General features: G+C 62.2%; 13 protein-coding genes. 6 read left to right on the top strand and 7 right to left on the bottom strand.

Going from position 1 to position 18,969, the window contains the following annotated elements:
* Window positions 1-65: 65 nt before the first annotated feature.
* Window positions 66-515 (bottom strand): phasin, encoded by a 450-nt coding sequence (locus tag PWG15_RS01785; protein ID WP_275022790.1) that lies wholly within the window; start codon window positions 513-515, stop codon window positions 66-68.
* Between the two features lie 229 nt (window positions 516-744).
* Here PWG15_RS01785 and PWG15_RS01780 point away from each other — a divergent pair, with 229 nt between their 5' ends.
* The gene (locus tag PWG15_RS01780) at window positions 745-4,404 is read left to right on the top strand and encodes a PAS domain S-box protein (protein WP_275022789.1); all 3,660 of its coding nucleotides are present in this window, start codon (window positions 745-747) and stop codon (window positions 4,402-4,404) included.
* 92 nt (window positions 4,405-4,496) lie between these two features.
* Window positions 4,497-6,179, top strand: coding sequence for an ABC transporter permease (locus tag PWG15_RS01775; RefSeq protein WP_275022788.1), 1,683 nt, complete (start codon window positions 4,497-4,499; stop codon window positions 6,177-6,179).
* A gap of 299 nt (window positions 6,180-6,478) precedes the next feature.
* Here PWG15_RS01775 and PWG15_RS01770 read toward each other — a convergent pair whose 3' ends face one another.
* Window positions 6,479-8,431, bottom strand: a complete 1,953-nt coding sequence (locus PWG15_RS01770) for an acetoacetate--CoA ligase (protein ID WP_275022787.1) — start codon at window positions 8,429-8,431, stop codon at window positions 6,479-6,481.
* A gap of 185 nt (window positions 8,432-8,616) precedes the next feature.
* Between PWG15_RS01770 and PWG15_RS01765 the strand changes: the two genes are divergently transcribed.
* Complete coding sequence (locus PWG15_RS01765) at window positions 8,617-10,440, top strand: AsmA family protein (RefSeq protein ID WP_275024482.1); 1,824 nt, start codon at window positions 8,617-8,619, stop codon at window positions 10,438-10,440.
* A 192-nt stretch (window positions 10,441-10,632) separates the two neighbouring features.
* On the opposite strand, the gene PWG15_RS01760 is transcribed toward PWG15_RS01765, so the two are convergent.
* From PWG15_RS01760 to PWG15_RS01745, 4 genes are all read right to left on the bottom strand, one after another.
* Window positions 10,633-11,451 (bottom strand): ABC transporter permease subunit, encoded by an 819-nt coding sequence (locus PWG15_RS01760; RefSeq protein WP_275022786.1) that lies wholly within the window; start codon window positions 11,449-11,451, stop codon window positions 10,633-10,635.
* Window positions 11,452-11,454: 3 nt separating this feature from the next.
* The gene (locus PWG15_RS01755; RefSeq protein WP_275022785.1) at window positions 11,455-12,366 is read right to left on the bottom strand and encodes an ABC transporter permease subunit; all 912 of its coding nucleotides are present in this window, start codon (window positions 12,364-12,366) and stop codon (window positions 11,455-11,457) included.
* Between the two features lie 4 nt (window positions 12,367-12,370).
* Entirely contained in the window at window positions 12,371-13,513 is a 1,143-nt protein-coding gene (locus PWG15_RS01750; protein ID WP_275022784.1) for an ABC transporter ATP-binding protein, read from the bottom strand.
* A 103-nt stretch (window positions 13,514-13,616) separates the two neighbouring features.
* Window positions 13,617-14,711: a polyamine ABC transporter substrate-binding protein gene (locus PWG15_RS01745; protein WP_275022783.1), complete on the bottom strand. Its 1,095-nt coding sequence runs from the start codon at window positions 14,709-14,711 to the stop codon at window positions 13,617-13,619.
* Between the two features lie 83 nt (window positions 14,712-14,794).
* Here PWG15_RS01745 and PWG15_RS01740 point away from each other — a divergent pair, with 83 nt between their 5' ends.
* Together PWG15_RS01740 and PWG15_RS01735 are read left to right on the top strand one after the other, a co-directional pair.
* A complete protein-coding gene (locus PWG15_RS01740; RefSeq protein WP_275022782.1) occupies window positions 14,795-14,941 on the top strand; it encodes a hypothetical protein in 147 nt (48 codons plus the stop codon).
* A gap of 132 nt (window positions 14,942-15,073) precedes the next feature.
* Window positions 15,074-16,027 carry a fatty acid desaturase family protein gene (locus PWG15_RS01735; protein ID WP_275022781.1) on the top strand — a complete coding sequence of 318 codons (954 nt, stop codon included), beginning with the start codon at window positions 15,074-15,076 and terminating at the stop codon, window positions 16,025-16,027.
* Here PWG15_RS01735 and PWG15_RS01730 read toward each other — a convergent pair.
* The gene (locus PWG15_RS01730; RefSeq protein ID WP_275022780.1) at window positions 16,021-17,430 is read right to left on the bottom strand and encodes a helix-turn-helix domain-containing protein; all 1,410 of its coding nucleotides are present in this window, start codon (window positions 17,428-17,430) and stop codon (window positions 16,021-16,023) included. The two genes, PWG15_RS01735 and PWG15_RS01730, sit on opposite strands and share 7 nt — an antisense overlap.
* 228 nt (window positions 17,431-17,658) lie before the next feature.
* Between PWG15_RS01730 and aceA the strand changes: the two genes are divergently transcribed.
* On the top strand, window positions 17,659-18,948 hold the full coding sequence (gene aceA / locus PWG15_RS01725) for an isocitrate lyase (protein ID WP_275022779.1): 1,290 nt from the start codon (window positions 17,659-17,661) through the stop codon (window positions 18,946-18,948).
* Window positions 18,949-18,969 lie beyond the last annotated feature (21 nt).

Raw genomic sequence — 18,969 nt, 5'->3', positions numbered from 1 at the left:
CGCGCCCGGCAAATCCGAGGGCGGCAGCGACTGTCGTCACGGGCCAGGCAGCACGATCGGCCTGGTTAGACCTTCTTGAAGGAGGACATTGCCTTTTCGGCAGCTTCCTTGCCCGGCTTTACGACGTTCTCGGCAACCTTCTTGGTCGCTTCCTGCATGGTCTTGGCCTGCTCGACGGCGAGTTCGGCCTGCTTGCGGATGAAGCCCGTCTGCAGCTCGACGAGTTCGGAGAGCGACTTCACGCCGAGCAGCGCTTCCATGTGCGAGAGCGAGTTTTCGGCATTGGTGCGCAGCGCTTCGATCGCCTTGAGACCGATTTCGACGGTGCCGGTCTGAGCGCTTTCAAGCGTGGCTTCGACGGTCTTCGTCGCCTCTTCGGCGGCCGTCTTCATCTTGGCATAGGCTTCCTTCGACTGGGCTGCACCCTTTTCCGCGAAATCGCGGAAGCTGTCGGTGAACTTCGCCGGGTCGAACGAGGAAAGGGAAAATACGTCGTCGGTCTTCTTGGTAGCCATCAAAGCGCTCCTTGGTGTCTGGCCCTCTTCTGAGGCGCCGTTGCTTGATGCGCACTATATAGTCGATCCCCTTGTGCATTGCAATAAAATTGTGCAACGCACAAAAACCGCCGCATTAACCTTTCGCGGTGAAAGCCGGGACGAAGCTTCGGGCCTCGCTGGACCCTTACGGATCCGCCGGGTATTAATAGAGTGTTAACCCGCAAGTGATCCGTCAATAGGCCAGTCCATGCCCGCAAGACAGTATCCTTTCATCGACATCGCCGTGCATGCGCGGGTGCGAGAGCATTTCGCCCGCGGCGATGCGGCGATCCTGTTTTCGCGGGATTTCGCACGCATCCTCTGGGCAAACGATCAGGGTGCTGCGTTCTTCGGTGCCGGATCGATCTATGACTTCATCGATGCCGGGCCGGAACAGAACGATCTTTCGCTGCGCCAGTTGCGCGCCGTCGCGGCACAGCTCGTGCGCGTCGGTGACCGCCGCCAGCTTTCGATCCGCAAGTACTCGGGCTTTCGCGGTACGCCGCTCAATGTCGCCGTCGAAATGATCCGCGTTCGGCCGGACGAGGATGCCGTGCTCTTCACTGCGCCGCATGCGGGCGCACCACTTTCGATCGAAGATCGGGCCGCACGCATGATCGCCGGTCTGGACGGCCCCGACACCCACATGGCGGTGCTCGACGGCGATGGCGCCATCGTCGCGCATTCGCCAGGCTTTCCCGACCTTGGCATGTCGGACGAGACGCGCAAGCAACTCGTCGTCGCCGTCTCTCGCGATCACGACTGGCTGATCAAACGGCCGGTCGCCACCCGCAAGGGTCATCTTCCGGCGGCCGTCGGCAAGATCGCCGATGACCCGTCGCTGCACCTGCTCTTTGCCGTCGAGACCATTCTCGGCACTCTCGACGCCGAGGACGATTCTCCTGAAGCAGAGCAAGCGCCGGCGCTGCCGCTCGTGCAGCATCAGGGCCTTCGTGCAAGCGAGATTGCCACCGATGCCGAACCGGCAACCGACGAAATGGGCGAAGAAACGGCCGCAGGCCCGGTGCCGGTCGAGCCGTTGGAAACGGCTGACGAACCCGAGGCACAGGACGTCGAACCACAGGCCGACGACAGTGCCGGCGTCACGGACGAAATCCGCGCCGCAGCGGACGACGTCATCGAGCCTGAGCCGTCCAGCGCCACCGATGAGGCGACAATTGCGCCGTCCGAGGACGAAGGCGACGCCGAGAACCTGAGCGCCGAGACCACCGTCGAAACCGTCGAAGCGGCTGCCGCCGAGCAGGCAGAGACCGAAGTTGAGACGGCCGAAATCACCGAACTGGCCACGGCTCCCGAAGAGCAGGCGGATTTCGTTTTCACGCCCGGCGGTCGTGCGGTGCGTTTCGTCTGGAAAATCGATGCCGAGGGCCGATTCAGCGAAATCTCCGAGGAATTCGCGACTGCGGTCGGCCCGCGCGCGGCCGACGTGATCGGCGCGAGCTTCACTGATGTTGCGGCGCGTTACGATCTCGACCGCGACCACAAGATCGGCACGCTGCTGCAGCGTCGCGACACCTGGTCCGGCAAAACGATCTTCTGGCCCATTCAAGGCACGAGCCTCAAGGTTCCGGTCGATCTCGCCGCTCTGCCCACCTATTCCCGCTCGCGTGAATTCGACGGCTTCCGCGGCTTCGGCATCGTGCGCCTGGCAGATGCGGTCGATGACGAGAACGCCAACGGCCTTGCGCTCGGCCTCACGGAGGCGGAGACGAACGCGGCCCTGGCAGAACGGGACGAAAGCGACGGTCCAGCTGGCGAAGTGGAGGCCGAAGACCAGGTTGCCGCCGATCTGCAGCTCGACGAGCAACCCGAGCATGAAGTTGCGGCAGAGCCTATCTTGGGTGAAAGCAGCGCTGCCGAACCGCAAGACCTGCCGCTTTTCTCGGCCGCGCCGGAAGCCGCGGATTTTCCCGCTGAAGAAGAAAGCCTCGTTGAAGGGCCCCTGGCCGCGTCGGATCCTTTCCAGGGCGAGCGTCCGGCGCTGCGGGTCGTCGAGACACCCGGCCGACGGACTTCCGACAAGATCGTCGAACTGGAGCAGCACCGTGCGGCGAGCGCTCTGACGCGCGGCGAACAGGCGGCCTTTCGCGAGATCGCCCGGCAACTGGGCGAGAATTTCGGCAAACCGCACGAAGACGGAGAAACGGCGCCGGAAAGCGCGGAAACAGCCAGCGCGACAACAGACGAGCCCGTCCTCCCGAGCGAGAACGACGACACCGCTTCGCCGCAGCCAACGCTGGACGAGCCGCCGCTTGAGGACATTGCGCCTATCCAGACAAGCGAAAACGAAACCGAGATTGATGCGGAGACAGGCGAGGACGCCCCCGGCGAAGCCGAAGTCCAGCAGCAAGCGGCCGACATCGGCCTCAGCGGTGAGATCCTCGACAGCCTGCCGATCGGCATGCTGGTCCATCGTGGCGACCAATTGCTGCACGCCAATCCGGAGTTTCTGCGGCTCACCGCCTATGGCGATCTCGACGATTTCGCACAGGAAGGCGGCATAGACGCGCTCTTTGCCAATGGCGAAGAGGCTGTCGATGGCGAGCCGGACGGAACGATGACGCTGATCCGCAAGGACGGCCAGCTGCGGCCGGTCACCGCGCGCCTGCACTCGATGCGCTGGGACGGCAAGAGCGCCCTGATGCTGGCATTGACGCCGGCAAGTGTGCCGAGCGCTGAGCCGGCCAAGGGTGACGAGACGGTCGCCGGCGGCGAACAGGTCGACCGCCTGAAGACGGAAATCGACGAGCTCAAATCCATCCTCGAAACCGCCACCGATGGCGTCGTCGTTCTCGGCCATGACGGTGATATCCGTTCGGTGAACCGTTCGGCGAGCGCCCTCTTCAACTATGACGAGGGCGAGATCCGCGGCAAACCCTTCGCCGCGCTCTTCGCCCACGAAAGCCAGAAGGCGGTGATCGACTATCTGCACGGTCTTTCCGGCCACGGCGTGGCGAGCGTGTTGAACGACGGCCGCGAGGTGATCGGGCGGGAGGCCAATGGTGGCTTCATCCCGCTGTTCATGACCATCGGAAGGCTGTCGGCCTCCAACGGCTTCTGCGCCGTGATCCGCGACATCACCCAATGGAAGCGGACCGAGGAAGAGCTCCGGAACGCCAAGCGCGCAGCCGAAACGGCAAATGCCCACAAGACCGAGTTCCTCGCGCGCGTCAGCCACGAGATCCGCACGCCGCTCAACGCCATCATCGGTTTCTCCGACATGATGGCGAGCGAGCACTTCGGCCCGGTCGGCCACCCGCGCTATATCGAATATGCCGGCGATATCGGCCGCTCAGGCCGCCACGTGCTCGATATCGTCAACGATCTCCTGGATATCTCGAAGATCGAAGCCGGCGAAATGGAGCTGGATTTCGGCGCCGTCGAGATCAACGAGGCGGTTTCCGAGGCCGTATCGCTCGTCCAGCCGCAGGCCAACAGCCAGCGTGTCATCATCCGCACTTCTCTGTCGGCGGCCGTGCCGAACGTCGTTGCCGACGGTCGCTCGATCAAGCAGATCGCGCTCAACATCCTGGCCAATGCCATCCGCTTCACGCCCTCAGGCGGCCAGATCGTCGTGTCGACCTCCTACGAGGCAAACGGCAGCGTCATCCTGCGGATTCGCGACACCGGCGTCGGCATGACGCGCAGCGAGCTGGACCAGGCGATGAAACCGTTCCGGCAGGTGACGACGGGCGCGCGCAAGCGTGGCGATGGCACCGGACTCGGCCTGCCGCTGACCAAGGCCATGGCGGAAGCGAACCGGGCGCACTTCTCGATCACTTCGGCGCCGAACGAAGGCACGCTGGTGGAAATCTCCTTCCCGTCACAACGCGTCTTGGCGAACTGAGACCGGATGTTATAAGGAAATGTTGACTTGCGGCGGCCAGTTTGCTGGCTGCCGGTTAGCCATTCCTGCCGTCTCGCTTCGGAATCGATCGATTGCAGTCCACCACTCAGAGCACAAAGCGGCGTCTTGCACGGGCAGGAACCGGTCTTTCCCACCCTCTCCTGGCGACCTGGGCCGGCCTGACGTCGGTGATCGTGCTGATGCCGATCATCGCGATCGCATGGCTCGCCGTATCGGGCGGGGGCGGCAACTGGCCGCATCTCATGGAAAACGTCATTCCGCGTGCGACCGGGCGGACGCTCCTACTCGTTTCGTTGACGGGGGCTACCACTGCCGTCATCGGCATCCTGACCGCATGGCTGGTGGCAAGCTGCGAGTTTCCGCTCCGCCGTTTCCTGTCCGCGGCCCTGGTTCTGCCGCTCGCCATTCCCGCCTATCTTGCGGCCTATGCCTTCGGTGAACTCTTCACCTTTACCGGACCGGTGCAGAGCCTGATCCGCGTCATCTTCGGCTTCAAGACGAGTCGCGACTACTGGTTTCCCGATATCCGTTCGCTCGGCGGCGCGGTGCTGGTGCTGAGCTCGGTGCTCTACCCCTATATCTATCTCGCCTGCCGCTCGATGTTCCTGATGCAGGGACGGGCGGCCGCGGACGTCGCACGCACGCTCGGCGCCGGTCCGCTGAAAGTGTTCTTCCGTATCCAGATTCCGATGGCCCGCCCGGCGATCATGATCGGCCTGACGCTGGTGGCGATGGAGACCTTGAACGATATCGGCGCCGTAGAATTCCTCGGCGTGCAGACGCTGACCTTCTCGATCTTCGATACCTGGCTGAACCGCGGCAGTCTTGCGGGCGCCGCACAGATCGCCTGCATCATGCTGGTCTTCGTGATCGGGCTGATGATGATCGAACGCGCGGCACGGCGCCGCCAACGCTTTTCCAGCCAGAAGACGACTTCGGCCGTTCACGACGCCGTCCGGCTGTCGCTGACCGGCTGGAAGAAATGGGCGGCGATGTTCGCCTGCCTGCTGCCTGTCCTCTCGGGTTTCGCCGTGCCGTTCTTCATCCTCGGCAATTTCGCGCTTAAGCGGATCGACCAGTTCGTGGAGCCTCGCCTTCTGAACGCGCTCTTCCACAGCATCCTGGTTTCGGGCGCGACGGCGGTGGCCACGGTGCTGCTCGGCTTTGTGCTGGCCTATGCGGCCCGCACCGGGCACTCCCGGGTCTCGGATATTGCGGGACGGCTCGCCTCCTTCGGCTACGGCGTGCCCGGCACGGTACTGGCGATCGGCGTGCTCTTTCCGCTCGCGGCCCTCGACAACGCAATCGATGCCGGCATGCGGGAGACCTTCGGCATCTCCACCGGCCTGATGATGACCGGCACCGGCTTTGCCATCATCTATGCCTGCAGCGTGCGCTTTCTGACCATGGCGGAAGGCTCGCTCGAAGCGGGCTTCCAGAAGCTCTCTCCGCATCTCGACATGGCCGCGCGCGCACTCGGGCGCACGGGCGGACAGACCCTGCGCACCGTGCTGCTGCCGATGATGCGCCCAGCCGTTCTGACTGCGGCCCTGCTCGTCTTCATCGAAACGATGAAGGAGCTGTCCGCCACAATCATGCTGCGCCCCTTCAACTTCAACACGCTCGCCACCCTCGTCTACGAGGATGCCTCGCGGGCGAAGGTCGAGGACGCTTCAGTTGCCGCCATGATCATCGTCATCGCCGGCATGATCCCGGTCATTGCCGTGTCGCGTTCTCTCGAAGGCCGCTCCTGACACGATTGGGGCAGCCCGCCTTGCACATTCTGACGGCAGAAACGGCATAAAAAAAAGGTGGCTGGGAGGCCACCTCGATAGTCGAATGCTAAATCAACAAGTGCTCGAGAAGGGATGACATCATGTCCGCGCCGGCATCGCTGCCGGGCGCCGACCTACATCGACCGGCCTCAAGTTGACTTGACCATGCGCCCCCAATTCTTAACAAGACCTTACCAGGCGACTCAGCAATTTTAGTGATTTTTCAGCAAGTCTGAAGGCTTGGTTAATTCCGGGAGCGCCAACAAGTTAACGCGCCCTCAATTCTTAAGGGCTTCGAGCCCCGCAAAAAGGTCGAGCGCTTCGGGGTTGGCAAGCGCCTCCTTGTTCTTCACCGGACGGCCGTGCACGACGTCACGAACGGCGAGTTCGACAATCTTGCCAGACTTGGTGCGGGGGATGTCGGCGACCGCGATCACCTTCGCCGGCACATGGCGCGGCGACGCCCCGACGCGGATTCGGTTCTTGATCGCCTTGGTCAGATCGTCGGTCAGCGCGACACCGGATGCGAGCCGAACAAAGAGAACAACGCGCACGTCGTCTTCCCAGTCCTGCCCGATGCAGAGGGCTTCTGCAACCTCCTCCATCTGCTCGACCTGATTGTAGATTTCCGCGGTGCCGATGCGCACGCCGCCGGGGTTCAACGTCGCGTCGGAACGACCGTGGATGATGATGCCGCCATGTTGTGTCCACTCGGCAAAGTCGCCATGGCACCAGACATTGTCGAAACGTTCGAAATAGGCGGCACGATACTTGGCGCCTTCCGGGTCGTTCCAGAACATCACCGGCATCGACGGGAACGCCTTGGTGCAAACGAGTTCGCCCTTTTCACCACGCACGGACTGCCCGTCATCGTTCCAGACGTCGATAGCCAGCCCGAGGCCCGGGCCCTGGATCTCACCGCGCCAGACCGGCTTCAAGGGATTGCCGAGCACGAAGCAGGAGACGATATCCGTGCCACCGGAAATCGAAGCGAGCTGGACGTCCGACTTGATCCCTTCATAGACGAAGGAGAAGCCCTCCGGCGACAAGGGCGAACCGGTGGAGGTGAGCAGCCGCAGGGTCGAGAGGTCATGAGTCTTGGCCGGCACGAAACCGCCCTTGCGGACCGCATCGATGTACTTGGCCGAGGTGCCGAACACAGCGAACCTTTCGGCAGCGGCATAGTCAAAGAGCACGTTGCCATCGGGATAGAAGGGCGAGCCGTCGAAGAGGCAAAGCGTGGCGCCGACCGCCAGGCCCGAGACCAGCCAGTTCCACATCATCCAGCCGCAGGTGGTGAAGTAGAAGAGCTTTTCACCGCGACGAAGGCCGCAGTGGAAGCGATGTTCCTTCAGGTGCTGCAGCAAGGTTCCGCCGGCCGAATGCACGATGCACTTCGGAACACCCGTCGTGCCCGACGAAAACAGCACATAGAGCGGATGGCTGAACGGCAGCCGTTCGAAGGTCAGCGCCTTCGCCTCGAACGGAGCGATAAATTCTCCAAGCGTATTGCCGCCCGCGATCGAGGCCGCAAGCGCCGCACTGTCGCCAGCATAGGGGATAATCAATACCGGCACGGCTAGGTTTGCGGAGACCGCGCGCACCTTCGCGTCGACGTCCTGACGCTTGCCGTTATACCAGTAGCCATCGCAGGAGATGAACAGCTTCGGCGCGATCTGGCCGAAGCGATCGAGAACGCCCTGCTCGCCGAAATCGGGAGAACAGGAGGACCAGATCGCCCCGATCGAGGCGGTCGCCAGCATCAGCGCGATGGTTTCCGGCATATTCGGCATCATCGCCGCGACGCGATCGCCAGGGCCAATACCTTGCGCATTCAAGGCCTGCTGCAGGCGCGATACAAGGGCACGCAAATCATTCCACGACAGGCGATAGTCGACCTTGTCCTCGCCGCGGAAGACGAGCGCATCGCCGTCACCGGTTTCGCGAAGCAGGTTTTCGGCGAAGTTCAGCTTCGCTTCGGGGAAAAAACGGGCATCGAGCATCCGGTCGCCGTTGACGAGAGCGGTCGCGCCGCGCTCGCCGATGACATTGCAATGCTCCCAGACTGCGGTCCAGAAGTCACCACGCTCGGCCACCGACCATGCATGGAACGCGTCATAATCCGCAAAGGTTCTGCCGAAGCGTTCGCTGCACCAGGCGATAAATTCAGCCATGGGGCTATGCACACGGATCTCGGGACTCGGAACCCACAACGGCTGCTCTGCTTGCATGCTTTCCTCCACTCCTGCTCCGCGCTCTCTATACCATGCTGCATCGCAAAATAAACAGTACCTGCAGTCACCCCGGCATCGCGCAGACGACATTTACCTGTCTGTTTCCTGTCCATCGCATTTGATTTCTGAAGATCGAAGGCCTATCCAACATGCGTGATCCAAGCGATGGCGACCAGGCAGACATGACACGGAATTTCCTGCATAAGATGCGCGACGCACGCCTGCGGTCGCCGCTCAGCCGTCGCCACTTCCTCTGGGCCGCAGCGATCGGTGTGGGGCTTGCCGTCGCCTACAACGCCGCGCTGCCTCTGGTGATCTCCACCGCCGACGTGCGCCCGACTGTAGAACACATGCTCGACGCCTGGTCCGGTGGAAAAAGCCGGATCGCTGGCAATCCCGAGATCAGCTTCTGGCCCGAACCGACCCTCACGCTTCGCGCCGCGACAATCGAGACGGCAGATGGCACGTCACGCAAGCTCGCGCATATCGGCAGCATAACCGCGTCCTTCAGCCTGCTTTCGGCGATCGATGGCGACCCGGACCTCGAGGACATCCGTCTGATCGAACCGGTCGTCACGCTGGAAAGACGGACAGACGGCACGCTCAACTGGCAACGCCCGCACTGGTTGACGTCGCCGGAGCGACCGACTTCCGGAGACGATACGCCCTTCGGCGACGTCACGGTGGAAAACGGACGCCTGCAGGTCATCGACCTCATCACCAATCAGACCCGCGAATTCTCGGGCATCTCCGGAACGGTCAAGTGGCCATCGTTCTCCGAGCCTCTGGGCGCGCAGTTCTCGGGCAGCCTCAGTGGACAGCCGGTGACCTGGACGCTCGACTGCGACGAGCCACTGGCTCTGCTTGCCGGCCGCAACACGACGCTCAGGACATCGTTTGCCTCGACGCCATTGAATCTCTCTTTCGAAGGCATCGGCAGTCTCTCGCAGACGCCGATCAGTTCGGGCCGGCTCCAGCTTTCGACGGCATCCTTGCAAACGCTTGCCGCTTGGTATCAGGGCAAGACCGATCGCACCCTGCCCGACAGCAGCATCAACCTCAGCGCCAATGTCACGACAAGTGATCGCTCGTTGAAATTCGACGAGCTGCAGCTTGCCCTGGGCGGCGCCAATGCAACCGGTGTTCTCGACGTCTCCACATCAGCCAACGATACACCCCGCATAGAGGGCACGCTCGCCTTCGACCATATCAGCCTCAACGGGCTGCAACCACTCATCGATCAATTGCCGGTGGAGCCCGACGACGTCGCCAAGCAGCTCGGGGACGCTTTCGCGCGGACCTGGCGCGCTGACGTCCGCCTATCGGCGCAGGAGGCATTGATCGGCCCGCTGCGGCTGGTGGACCTTGCGGCCGGCATTATCGTCGACCACGGGCGTGCCTCCATCGACATCGCCGACAGTACCTACGCCAATGGCCGGCTCAGCGGCCGGATCGCCGTCTCGGAAGCGGGATTGGCGAAGGGCGGCAAGCTGGAGCTTGTCCTGAAGAATGCCGACCTCGCCGCAGCGCTTGCAGACTTCGGATTTACCGGCCCGATCCCGACCGGCCGCGGCAACGTCAACTTCGATCTGGTGACCGAGCATCCGTTCTGGACTGAGCAGGCGGCCGAGGCTTCGGGCCGCATCAGGCTCTCGCTCGCCAACGGCAGCCTCTCCGGCTTCGACGCGAACGCCTTCGCGGACCTGGTCAGGGCGGGCGAGTTCTTCTCGCTGGCTCAGGCAAGCGATGGCAGCTTCGCTTTCCAGAGGGCGGACATCGAAGCGAGCTTCGGCCAGGGGTCGGCGCGGCTGAACCAGGCGCTTTTCACCGGCCAAACCGGCAGTCTCTCGGTCAATGGCGTCATTCCCTATCGCACCGGCAGCCTGGCGCTCGCCGGCACGTTCATCGACATGCTCAATGCCGGACAAAGGCTGCGCTTCTTCGTCGGCGGATCCTGGCCGAATGCGGTGATCTCGCCTCTGTCGGTCCTCGGCGAACCCAACTGAAAACGGCCGGCGTCTACAGCGCGGCGCGTCTTATTGGACGCGCAAAGGTCGCTGTAGCACTTTGAATTGCTGCATGTTTTTGTCCTTCAATCGGCTAGGATCAAAGGAAACATGCAGTAGGACACCGGCCGTTGGTTTGCGGTTCACAACGGACAAATGCCGAACCACGCCAAGCGTGGCGACAGCTCCCGCTCAGGTTTGAGCGAAGGCTGCCCGCTCGTCTCGCTCGCGCTGAGCTTCACGCTGCTTGGTGACGATGGAGGCAAGGACGACCCCGATTGCGACAACGCCGATGAGGATCGTACAGATCGCATTGATTTCCGGCGTCACACCGAGCCGCACCTGGCTGTAGATCTTCATCGGCAGGGTCGTGGCCCCCGGCCCCGTCGTGAAGCTCGAAATCACGAGATCATCCAGCGACAGGGTGAAGGCCAGCACCCAGCCCGAAAACACTGCCGGTGCGATGACCGGCAAGGTGATCGCAAAGAAGGTCGTGACCGGTGTGGCGCCGAGATCGAGCGCTGCCTCTTCGATCGATCGGTCGAAGCTGAGCAGCCGCGATTGCACCACCACAGCGACGAAGCACATGGTGAAGGTGATGTGCGCCAGCGTGATCGTCCAGAAGCCGCGGTCGAGGCCGATGGCGACGAAGAGCAGCAGCAGCGACAGGCCGGTGATCACCTCGGGCATGACGAGCGGCGCATAGACCATGCCCGAAAACAGCATGCGGCCGCGGAAACGCGTGTAGCGAACGAGCGCCAGTGCCGCGAGCGTTCCAAGCACGGTTGCACAGGTCGCCGAGATCAGCGCGACGCGGATCGTTACCCAGGCGGCATCGAGCAGTGCCTGATTGTGCCAGAGCTGCGCGTACCACTTGGTCGAAAAGCCGGCCCAGACCGTGACCAGTTTCGACTCGTTGAAGGAGAAAATCACCAGGAGCACGATCGGCAGATACAGAAATCCAAAGCCGAGCACGATCGAGGCGATGTTGAAACGTGACCAGTTGCCCATGACCTACCTCCCCTCGCCATCGGCTTTCGCCTGCGCGTTCTGGAAGTAGACGATCGGCAGCACCAGAATCAGAAGCAGGATCGTCGCCACGGCCGAAGAAACCGGCCAGTCGCGGTTGGCGTTGAACTCGTTCCAGAGCGTCTTGCCGATCATCAGCGTCTCCGAACCGCCGAGCAGATCGGGGATAACGAACTCGCCGACCGCGGGGATGAAGACGAGCAGGCAGCCCGCGACCACGCCCGCCAGCGACAACGGGAAGGTCACCCGCCAGAAGGCGGTGAACGGCGTACACCCAAGATCGAGGGCAGCCTCGGTCAGCGAGTGGTCCATCTTCTCCAGCGAGGAATAGATCGGCAGGACCATGAAAGGCAGATAGGAATAGACGATGCCGATATAGATCGCCCAATTGGTGTTGAGGATGATCAGCGGCTGGTCGATGACGTTGACGCTCATCAGGAACTGGTTGAGCAGCCCCTCGGGCTTCAGGATCGCAATCCAGGCGTAAACGCGGATCAGGAAGCTCGTCCAGAACGGCAGGATCACCAGCATCAAGAGCGTCGGCCGGATGGTCTTCGGCGCCTTCGCCATTCCGTAGGCGACCGGATAGGCGATCAGCAGCGTCAGGACAGTCGAAATCGCCGCGATGATGACGCTCGATACATAGGCGTTGAAGTAGAGAACATCTTCCGTCAGCCAGACATAGTTGTCGAACGAGAACTCCCGCGCCTTTTCAAGGATTCCCGACAGGCCACCGAAGAGGTCGAAGACCGGGGTGTAGGGCGGCATCGCCACTGCCGTCTGCGACAACGAAATACGGAAAACGATGAAGAAGGGGATCAGGAAGAAAAACAGCAGCCAGGCATAGGGGATGATGATGACGAGGCGGCTGAAGACAGCGGATGCGACGCGTGTCATGGTCTCAATCCTTCAGAACGACGCCGGCGTCTTCGCCGAAGGAAACCCAGACTTCCTGGTCGTAACCAAGCGGATCCTCAGCCGCGCGCACCGCGTTCAGCGACGATGCCTTGATCACGCGTCCATCCTTCAGGCGCACATGGAAGACGGTCATGTCACCGAGATAGCCGATATCCCAGATCTCGCCCTGGACAGTGTTCACGGGGGCGTGGGCCGGTGGCTGCCGGCCCACGCGGATCTTTTCCGGACGGACGGCAACGGCCGACTTGCCGCCTGTGGCCGGCGTTTCGGGGGACGCCATGCGGATGGGGAAACCATTCGTGCCTTCAAGGCGGACATAGCCGCCCTCGGCTCCAGCGACCGCCCCCTCGAAAATGTTGACGTCGCCGATGAAGTCCGCAACGAAACGGGAATTCGGCGCCTCATAGATCTCGGCCGGGGTCGCGACCTGGATGACCTTGCCGTGGCTCATGACCGCGATGCGGTCGGCCATGGTCATCGCCTCCTCCTGGTCGTGGGTGACGACCACGAAGGTAAGGCCGAGTTCCTGCTGCAGGTCCATCAATTCGAACTGGGTCTCCTCACGCAGCTTCTTGTCGAGCGCGCCAAGCGGCTCGTCGAGGAGCAGCACCTTCGGCCGCTTGGCGAGCGAGCGGGCAAGCGCGACGCGCTGGCGCTGGCCACCGGAAAGCTGATGCGGCTTGCGCTGGGCGAACTTCTCGAGCTTGACGAGCTTCAGCATCTGCGCAACGCGCGCGGCGATGTCCGCCTTCGGCATGCCGTCCTGCTTCAGGCCGAATGCGATGTTGTTCTCGACCGTCATGTGCGGAAAGAGCGCATAGGACTGGAACATCATGTTGACCGGGCGCCGGTAGGGAGGGATGCCGGCGAGACTCTGCCCGTCGAGAATGATCTCTCCGGAGGTTGGCTGTTCGAAGCCGGCGAGCATGCGCAGGAGCGTCGACTTTCCGCAGCCCGATGCGCCAAGCAGCGCAAAGAACTCGCGCGTGTAGATATCCAGCGAAAGGTCGTCGACCGCGACGAAATCGCCGAACTTCTTCGTGACGTTCTTGAAGGAAATGAATGGCTTGGAAGCGGGATCCGCCCAGGGGGCAAAGGACCGCCGGATACTGCCGAGAGACTTCATCATCTATCCCCGAATGATACAGCCGATCGGGCGCTCTTGTTTTCCCCGGCGCCCATTAAGAAAATTGCCCGGATTTTGAGGTCCGGGCAATTCGTTTCCGCTCTTACTGGCCGGTTACGACCTTTGTCCAGAGTCGGGTCAACACCCTCTGCTGCTTCGCCTCGAAGGGCGTCACCGTGAACAGTTTCTGCATCACCTCGTCCGAGGGATAGATGGCGCTGTCTTCGAGCACCGCCTTGTCGAGAAACTGCTGCGAGGCCTTGTTGCCGTTGGCGTAGAAGACGTAGTTCGAGGCCTTGGCCACCACTTCCGGCTTCATCATGTAGTTCAGGAACGCGTGCGCTTCCTCGACGTGCTGGGCATCGGCGGGGATTGCCAGCATGTCGAACCACATCTGGGCGCCCTGGCTCGGGATCGCATAGTCGACGGTTACGCCGGCCTTGGCCTCGGCCGCGCGGTCGCGGGCCTGGAAGACGTCGCCCGAGAAGCCGAGCGCAAGGCAGATGTCACCGTTGGCGAGCGCGTTGATGTATTCCGACGAATGGAACTTGCGCACGTAGGGACGGATGCTCGCCAGAAGATCGGCAGCCTTTTCAAGGTCAGCAGCGTCGTGGCTATCCGGATTGAGGCCGAGATAGGCCAGCGCCGAAGGCATGACGTCGGTCGGAGAATCGAGGACGTGGATGCCGCAATCCTTGAACTTCGCGGCCAGTTCCGGCTTGAAGAGTACGTCCCAGCTCGGCTTTTCGTCCGTCCCGAGGATCGCCTTCATCTTTTCGACGTTGTAGCCGATGCCCGTCGTGCCCCACATGTAATCGACGGCGTAGTCGTTGCCCGGATCGTACTTGGCCGTACGCTCCATGATCACGTCCCACATGTTCGAAAGGTTCGGCAGCTTCGACTTGTCGAGCTTCTGGAATACGCCGGCAGCAATCTGGCGCTGCAGGAAGGTCGCCGTCGGCACGACGACGTCGTAGCCCGAACCGCCCGCGAGCAGCTTGGTCTCCAGGATCTCGTTGGAATCGAAGACGTCATAGACGACCTTGATGCCTGTTTCCTTGGTGAAGTCCTCAAGAATGCTGCTATCGATGTAATCCGACCAGTTATAGACGTTAACCACGCGCTCCTGCGCCGAGGCCAGCATGGTCGAACCGGCCAGTACGGCTGCCGCCAGGGTTGTGACGATGAGCTTGGACATACAACTCCCCTTTTGATTTTTCATTGCGGGCCCAGCATGCCGGGACACCGTCCAATCGCTTCGCTCAGGGCCGGAGGTTAGGCATGTTTCTCGATAACCTCAAGCGCTTTCGTGCCAATACAAGGCGCGGCCGCAACGGTCTGCGCTTTTCACAAGCCAAGGAAAATCGGGCACTTATGGCGAATGCCGTGCCGCCACGTAAACCGAGCGATGCAATCTGCCGCAGTTAACCATGTCGATGCTCGACATGTACGGACCGACGTTTACAATTGATTAACCATGATCACCGTGCGAGTTTCTCGCCGGTTGCAGATCAAGGCTTGGGTATTGCGATGGGCGAAAAGATCGTTGGCGAAAGGGCCATGAGCGGACGGAACCGCAGGATCGAACCCAAGGAACTGAAACGCCTTTCGGTGCTCGAGCCGCGAAAGGCGTTGGGTGCAATCGCGTTCGATTGGGCGATGATCGCAGCCGCGATCGCCGTCAGCGAATATGCCGGAAACCCCCTCGTCTATCTGGTCGCCGTGGTGCTGATCGCCGGACGCATGCATGCGCTCGGCTGCATGATCCACGAGGCGGCGCACTACCGTATCATCCGCAACCGGCAGGTCAGCGACTGGATGAGCGACCTGTTGCTTGCCTGGCCGGTGCTTGCCACCGTCGACGGCTATCGCCAGAACCATCTCGCCCACCACCGGCATGCCAATACCGACGAGGATCCGGACTGGACCGCGAAACTCGGCATGCCGCAATTCACCTTCCCGCAGAAGCTTGCCCGCGGCATCATGCAGTTGCTCGGTTACCTCGTCGCGGTCAATTCGCTGCGCGACATGCTGCACATGGCCAAGCGCATGGGAAAGAACGATCGCTCGACGCCTCGATACAAGCTGCTGCGCATCGGCTTCTACGTGGCCGCCGCGGCGATCTTCACGCTCCTCGGCATCTGGCGGGAAGTGGCACTCTACTGGGTGGTGCCGTTCCTCACCTTCTTCTGCCTGTTCCTTTATATACGCAGCGTCGCCGAGCATTTCGGCAGCATGGACTATCGTGACGAGTTGACGAGTTCACGCACGGTCTATCCGTATTCTTGGGAAAAGCTGTTCTTCGCCCCCCACAACATCAACTATCACCTTGAGCACCATCTCTATCCGGGCGTGCCCTTCTACAATCTGCCGGAGTTGCACGCGATCTTGATGCGCAACAAGGCCTATGCGGCCACGGCCCACATCACCCGTGGCTACACGACCGGCCTTCCGGCCGAATGTTTCGGGCCGAACGCGCCGCTGCTGCCGAACCAGCACCCCGTCAGTTACTGAAAATCGAAAACGCTGAGCCCGGTCGCCATCTCGTCGAGCCCGAGCGGCCGTGTAACCGGCGGTTCGGCGCGCGCCAGACAGCCCTGCCGCTCGCAGAGCCGACAGGCGGCACCAACCGCGACCGCTGCCGACGAGGCCGTGCCGTAGACCACCTCATCGGCGAAGGAAGCTTCGCAACCGAGGAGCAGGGCCGTGCGCCGAACGCGCTCCTGGAACGCCGCCTGCGGACCATCCAATGTGCGCGCCATCGTCAGAAACGCGGCGCCATCGGGCATTTCGACACGATCCACCAGCACCTGCGCCGGCACCGAGAAGGCAGCGTGGATGTTGAGCTTCGGGCAGCCGCCACCGAACTTCGCCTGCGGGAAGCCCGATGCGCCGGCCCGACGCAAGCGGTGGCCGGCATTGTCAATCTCCATCAGGAAGAAGGGCACGCCTTGCGCGCCCGGCCGCTGCAGCATGGTCAGCCGATTGGCGGCCTGCTCGAAGGAGACCTGGAACCGGGCACGCAGCACGTCGACATCATACTTCGCGCGCTGCGCGGCGGCGAGGAAGGCGGCATAGGGCATCATCAGCGCATGCGCGCCATAGCGCGCCAGCTCGAAGCGGGCGATACGGCGCGCCTCCGCGGTCGAGAAACGCAAGGGCTCGAGTTCGGCGATGATTGCTTCGTGACAGGCGATCGACACCGCCTCCATGGCGATCTCTCGCAACTGATCATAGGGCGACAGCCGCTCGGAGATGAAAAGGCGCATGGAATGCCGGTCAAAGCGGCGGCGCAGATTGGGCATGGCATGAACCGGCAGGCTGCGCACCACCAGGCCGTGCTCCTTCTTCAGCCAGTCCTTGAGCGCGCCCACGAGATCATCGCCCGGCGACAGCGCCTCGTGAAAGGTTTCCGCCGCGGCCTCGATCGCAGCGAAATGATTGGGCCGCGCCTCGAAGGTCTCGCGCACCTCGTCCATCGGCAGCCGCGTGCCCGAAAGCGCCTCCATATGCCCCTGCCCCGCCAGCAGGTCAGCGAGGTCCTTGAGGCGTGCTGCCTGCTCGCGATAGGCACGATAGAGCTTGACGACACCGCCCGCGGCATTGGGGGCGGCTTCCGCCACCTCGATCAGTTCCTGCTCCCCGGGCAATTCGGCTGACAGCAGCGGATCGGCAAAAACCTCGCGCAATTGCGTGAGGCTGCCGCCGGTTTCTCCCTGCAATTCATCGAGATCGACCTTGTAGACCGACGCCAGCTTTAACAGCAGCTGCACCGTCAGCGGCCGCTGGTTGCGTTCGATCAGGTTGAGGTAGGACGGTGAGATGCCGAGCGCCTCGGCCATGGCCGTCTGCGTCAGTGACAGACCATTGCGAATGCGCCTGACCCGCGGACCGGCGAAGATCTTGTTCTCGGCCATTTGTAACTACCTTTACAATCCACAAAGCATGCGCCGCTTTACAGTCTTTACAAATTTACTTCGCGCCCTTGTCAAAGGCAAGACAAGATAACCCTTTTGATCCAGCCATTTCATTGTTTCCAATAGCCGATTGCCGCAGCGCAATGTAAAAACTGTCACATGAACTCGAAACACAACGCGCCGTACGACAAAAGTCGAATGGATGTCCGATTTTGACAGGAGGATGCAATGACTGATTTTTACAAGCTCGTTCCCAGCGCACCGCAAGGCCGCTTCGATGGCGTCGAACGCCCGTATACCGCGGAGACCGTGAAGCGGCTGCGCGGGTCGGTCGAAATCCGCTATTCGCTGGCCGAAATGGGCGCGAACCGCTTGTGGAAACTCATTCACGAGGAAGACTTCGTCAACGCGCTCGGCGCGCTCTCGGGCAACCAGGCCATGCAGATGGTCCGTGCCGGATTGAAGGCCATCTATCTCTCCGGCTGGCAGGTTGCTGCCGATGCCAACACCGCTTCGGCGATGTATCCGGACCAGTCGCTCTATCCGGCCAATGCAGCGCCGGAGCTTGCCAAGCGCATCAACCGCACGCTGCAGCGCGCCGACCAGATCGAGACCTCCGAAGGCAAGGGCCTTTCGGTCGACACCTGGTTCGCGCCGATCGTCGCCGATGCCGAAGCCGGCTTCGGCGGTCCGCTCAATGCGTTCGAGATCATGAAGGCCTTCATCGAGGCAGGTGCTGCCGGCGTCCACTACGAGGACCAGCTCGCGTCGGAGAAGAAGTGCGGCCACCTCGGTGGCAAGGTGCTGATCCCGACGGCAGCCCATATTCGCAACCTGAACGCGGCTCGACTTGCCGCCGACGTCATGGGCACGCCGACGCTGGTCATCGCCCGTACCGATGCGGAAGCGGCGAAGCTGCTGACCTCGGACATCGACGAGCGCGACCGTCCTTTCGTCGACTATGACGCCGGCCGTACGGTCGAGGGCTTCTACCAGGTGAAAAATGGCATCGAGCCCTGCATTGCGCGCGCCATTGCCTATGCGCCGCATTGCGATCTCATCTGGTGCGAGACGTCCAAGCCGGACCTGGAACAGGCCCGCAAGTTCGCCGAGGGCGTGCACAAGGCGCATCCGGGCAAGCTGCTCGCCTATAATTGCTCGCCGTCGTTCAACTGGAAAAAGAACCTCGACGACGCGACCATTGCCAAGTTCCAGAGGGAGCTCGGCGCGATGGGCTACAAGTTCCAGTTCATCACGCTTGCCGGCTTCCACCAGCTGAACTTCGGCATGTTCGAACTGGCCCGCGGCTACAAGGCGAGACAGATGGCTGCCTATTCGGAGCTGCAGGAGGCGGAATTCGCCGCCGAGGTCAACGGCTACACCGCCACCAAGCACCAGCGCGAAGTCGGCACCGGTTACTTCGACGCCGTGTCGCTGGCGATAACCGGCGGCCAGTCCTCGACAACCGCCATGAAAGAATCGACCGAGCACGACCAGTTCCGCCCGGCCGCAGAGTGAACGGAAGGGGAGCGTGGCAAT

It is taken from the genome of Ensifer adhaerens, from assembly GCF_028993555.1.
GTDB classification, from domain to species: Bacteria; Pseudomonadota; Alphaproteobacteria; order Rhizobiales; family Rhizobiaceae; genus Ensifer; species Ensifer adhaerens_I.
This window is presented reverse-complemented; position numbering and strand designations above follow the sequence as displayed.

Coding starts and splice junctions, on each gene's coding strand:
- PWG15_RS01785 (WP_275022790.1), bottom strand. CDS start 515: ATGGCTACCAAGAAGACCGACGACGTATTTTCCCTTTCCTCGTTCGAC.
- PWG15_RS01780 (WP_275022789.1), top strand. CDS start 745: ATGCCCGCAAGACAGTATCCTTTCATCGACATCGCCGTGCATGCGCGG.
- PWG15_RS01770 (WP_275022787.1), bottom strand. CDS start 8,431: ATGCAAGCAGAGCAGCCGTTGTGGGTTCCGAGTCCCGAGATCCGTGTG.
- PWG15_RS01765 (WP_275024482.1), top strand. CDS start 8,617: ATGACACGGAATTTCCTGCATAAGATGCGCGACGCACGCCTGCGGTCG.
- PWG15_RS01760 (WP_275022786.1), bottom strand. CDS start 11,451: ATGGGCAACTGGTCACGTTTCAACATCGCCTCGATCGTGCTCGGCTTT.
- PWG15_RS01755 (WP_275022785.1), bottom strand. CDS start 12,366: ATGACACGCGTCGCATCCGCTGTCTTCAGCCGCCTCGTCATCATCATC.
- PWG15_RS01750 (WP_275022784.1), bottom strand. CDS start 13,513: ATGAAGTCTCTCGGCAGTATCCGGCGGTCCTTTGCCCCCTGGGCGGAT.
- PWG15_RS01745 (WP_275022783.1), bottom strand. CDS start 14,711: ATGTCCAAGCTCATCGTCACAACCCTGGCGGCAGCCGTACTGGCCGGT.
- PWG15_RS01740 (WP_275022782.1), top strand. CDS start 14,795: ATGTTTCTCGATAACCTCAAGCGCTTTCGTGCCAATACAAGGCGCGGC.
- PWG15_RS01735 (WP_275022781.1), top strand. CDS start 15,074: ATGAGCGGACGGAACCGCAGGATCGAACCCAAGGAACTGAAACGCCTT.
- PWG15_RS01730 (WP_275022780.1), bottom strand. CDS start 17,430: ATGGCCGAGAACAAGATCTTCGCCGGTCCGCGGGTCAGGCGCATTCGC.
- aceA (WP_275022779.1), top strand. CDS start 17,659: ATGACTGATTTTTACAAGCTCGTTCCCAGCGCACCGCAAGGCCGCTTC.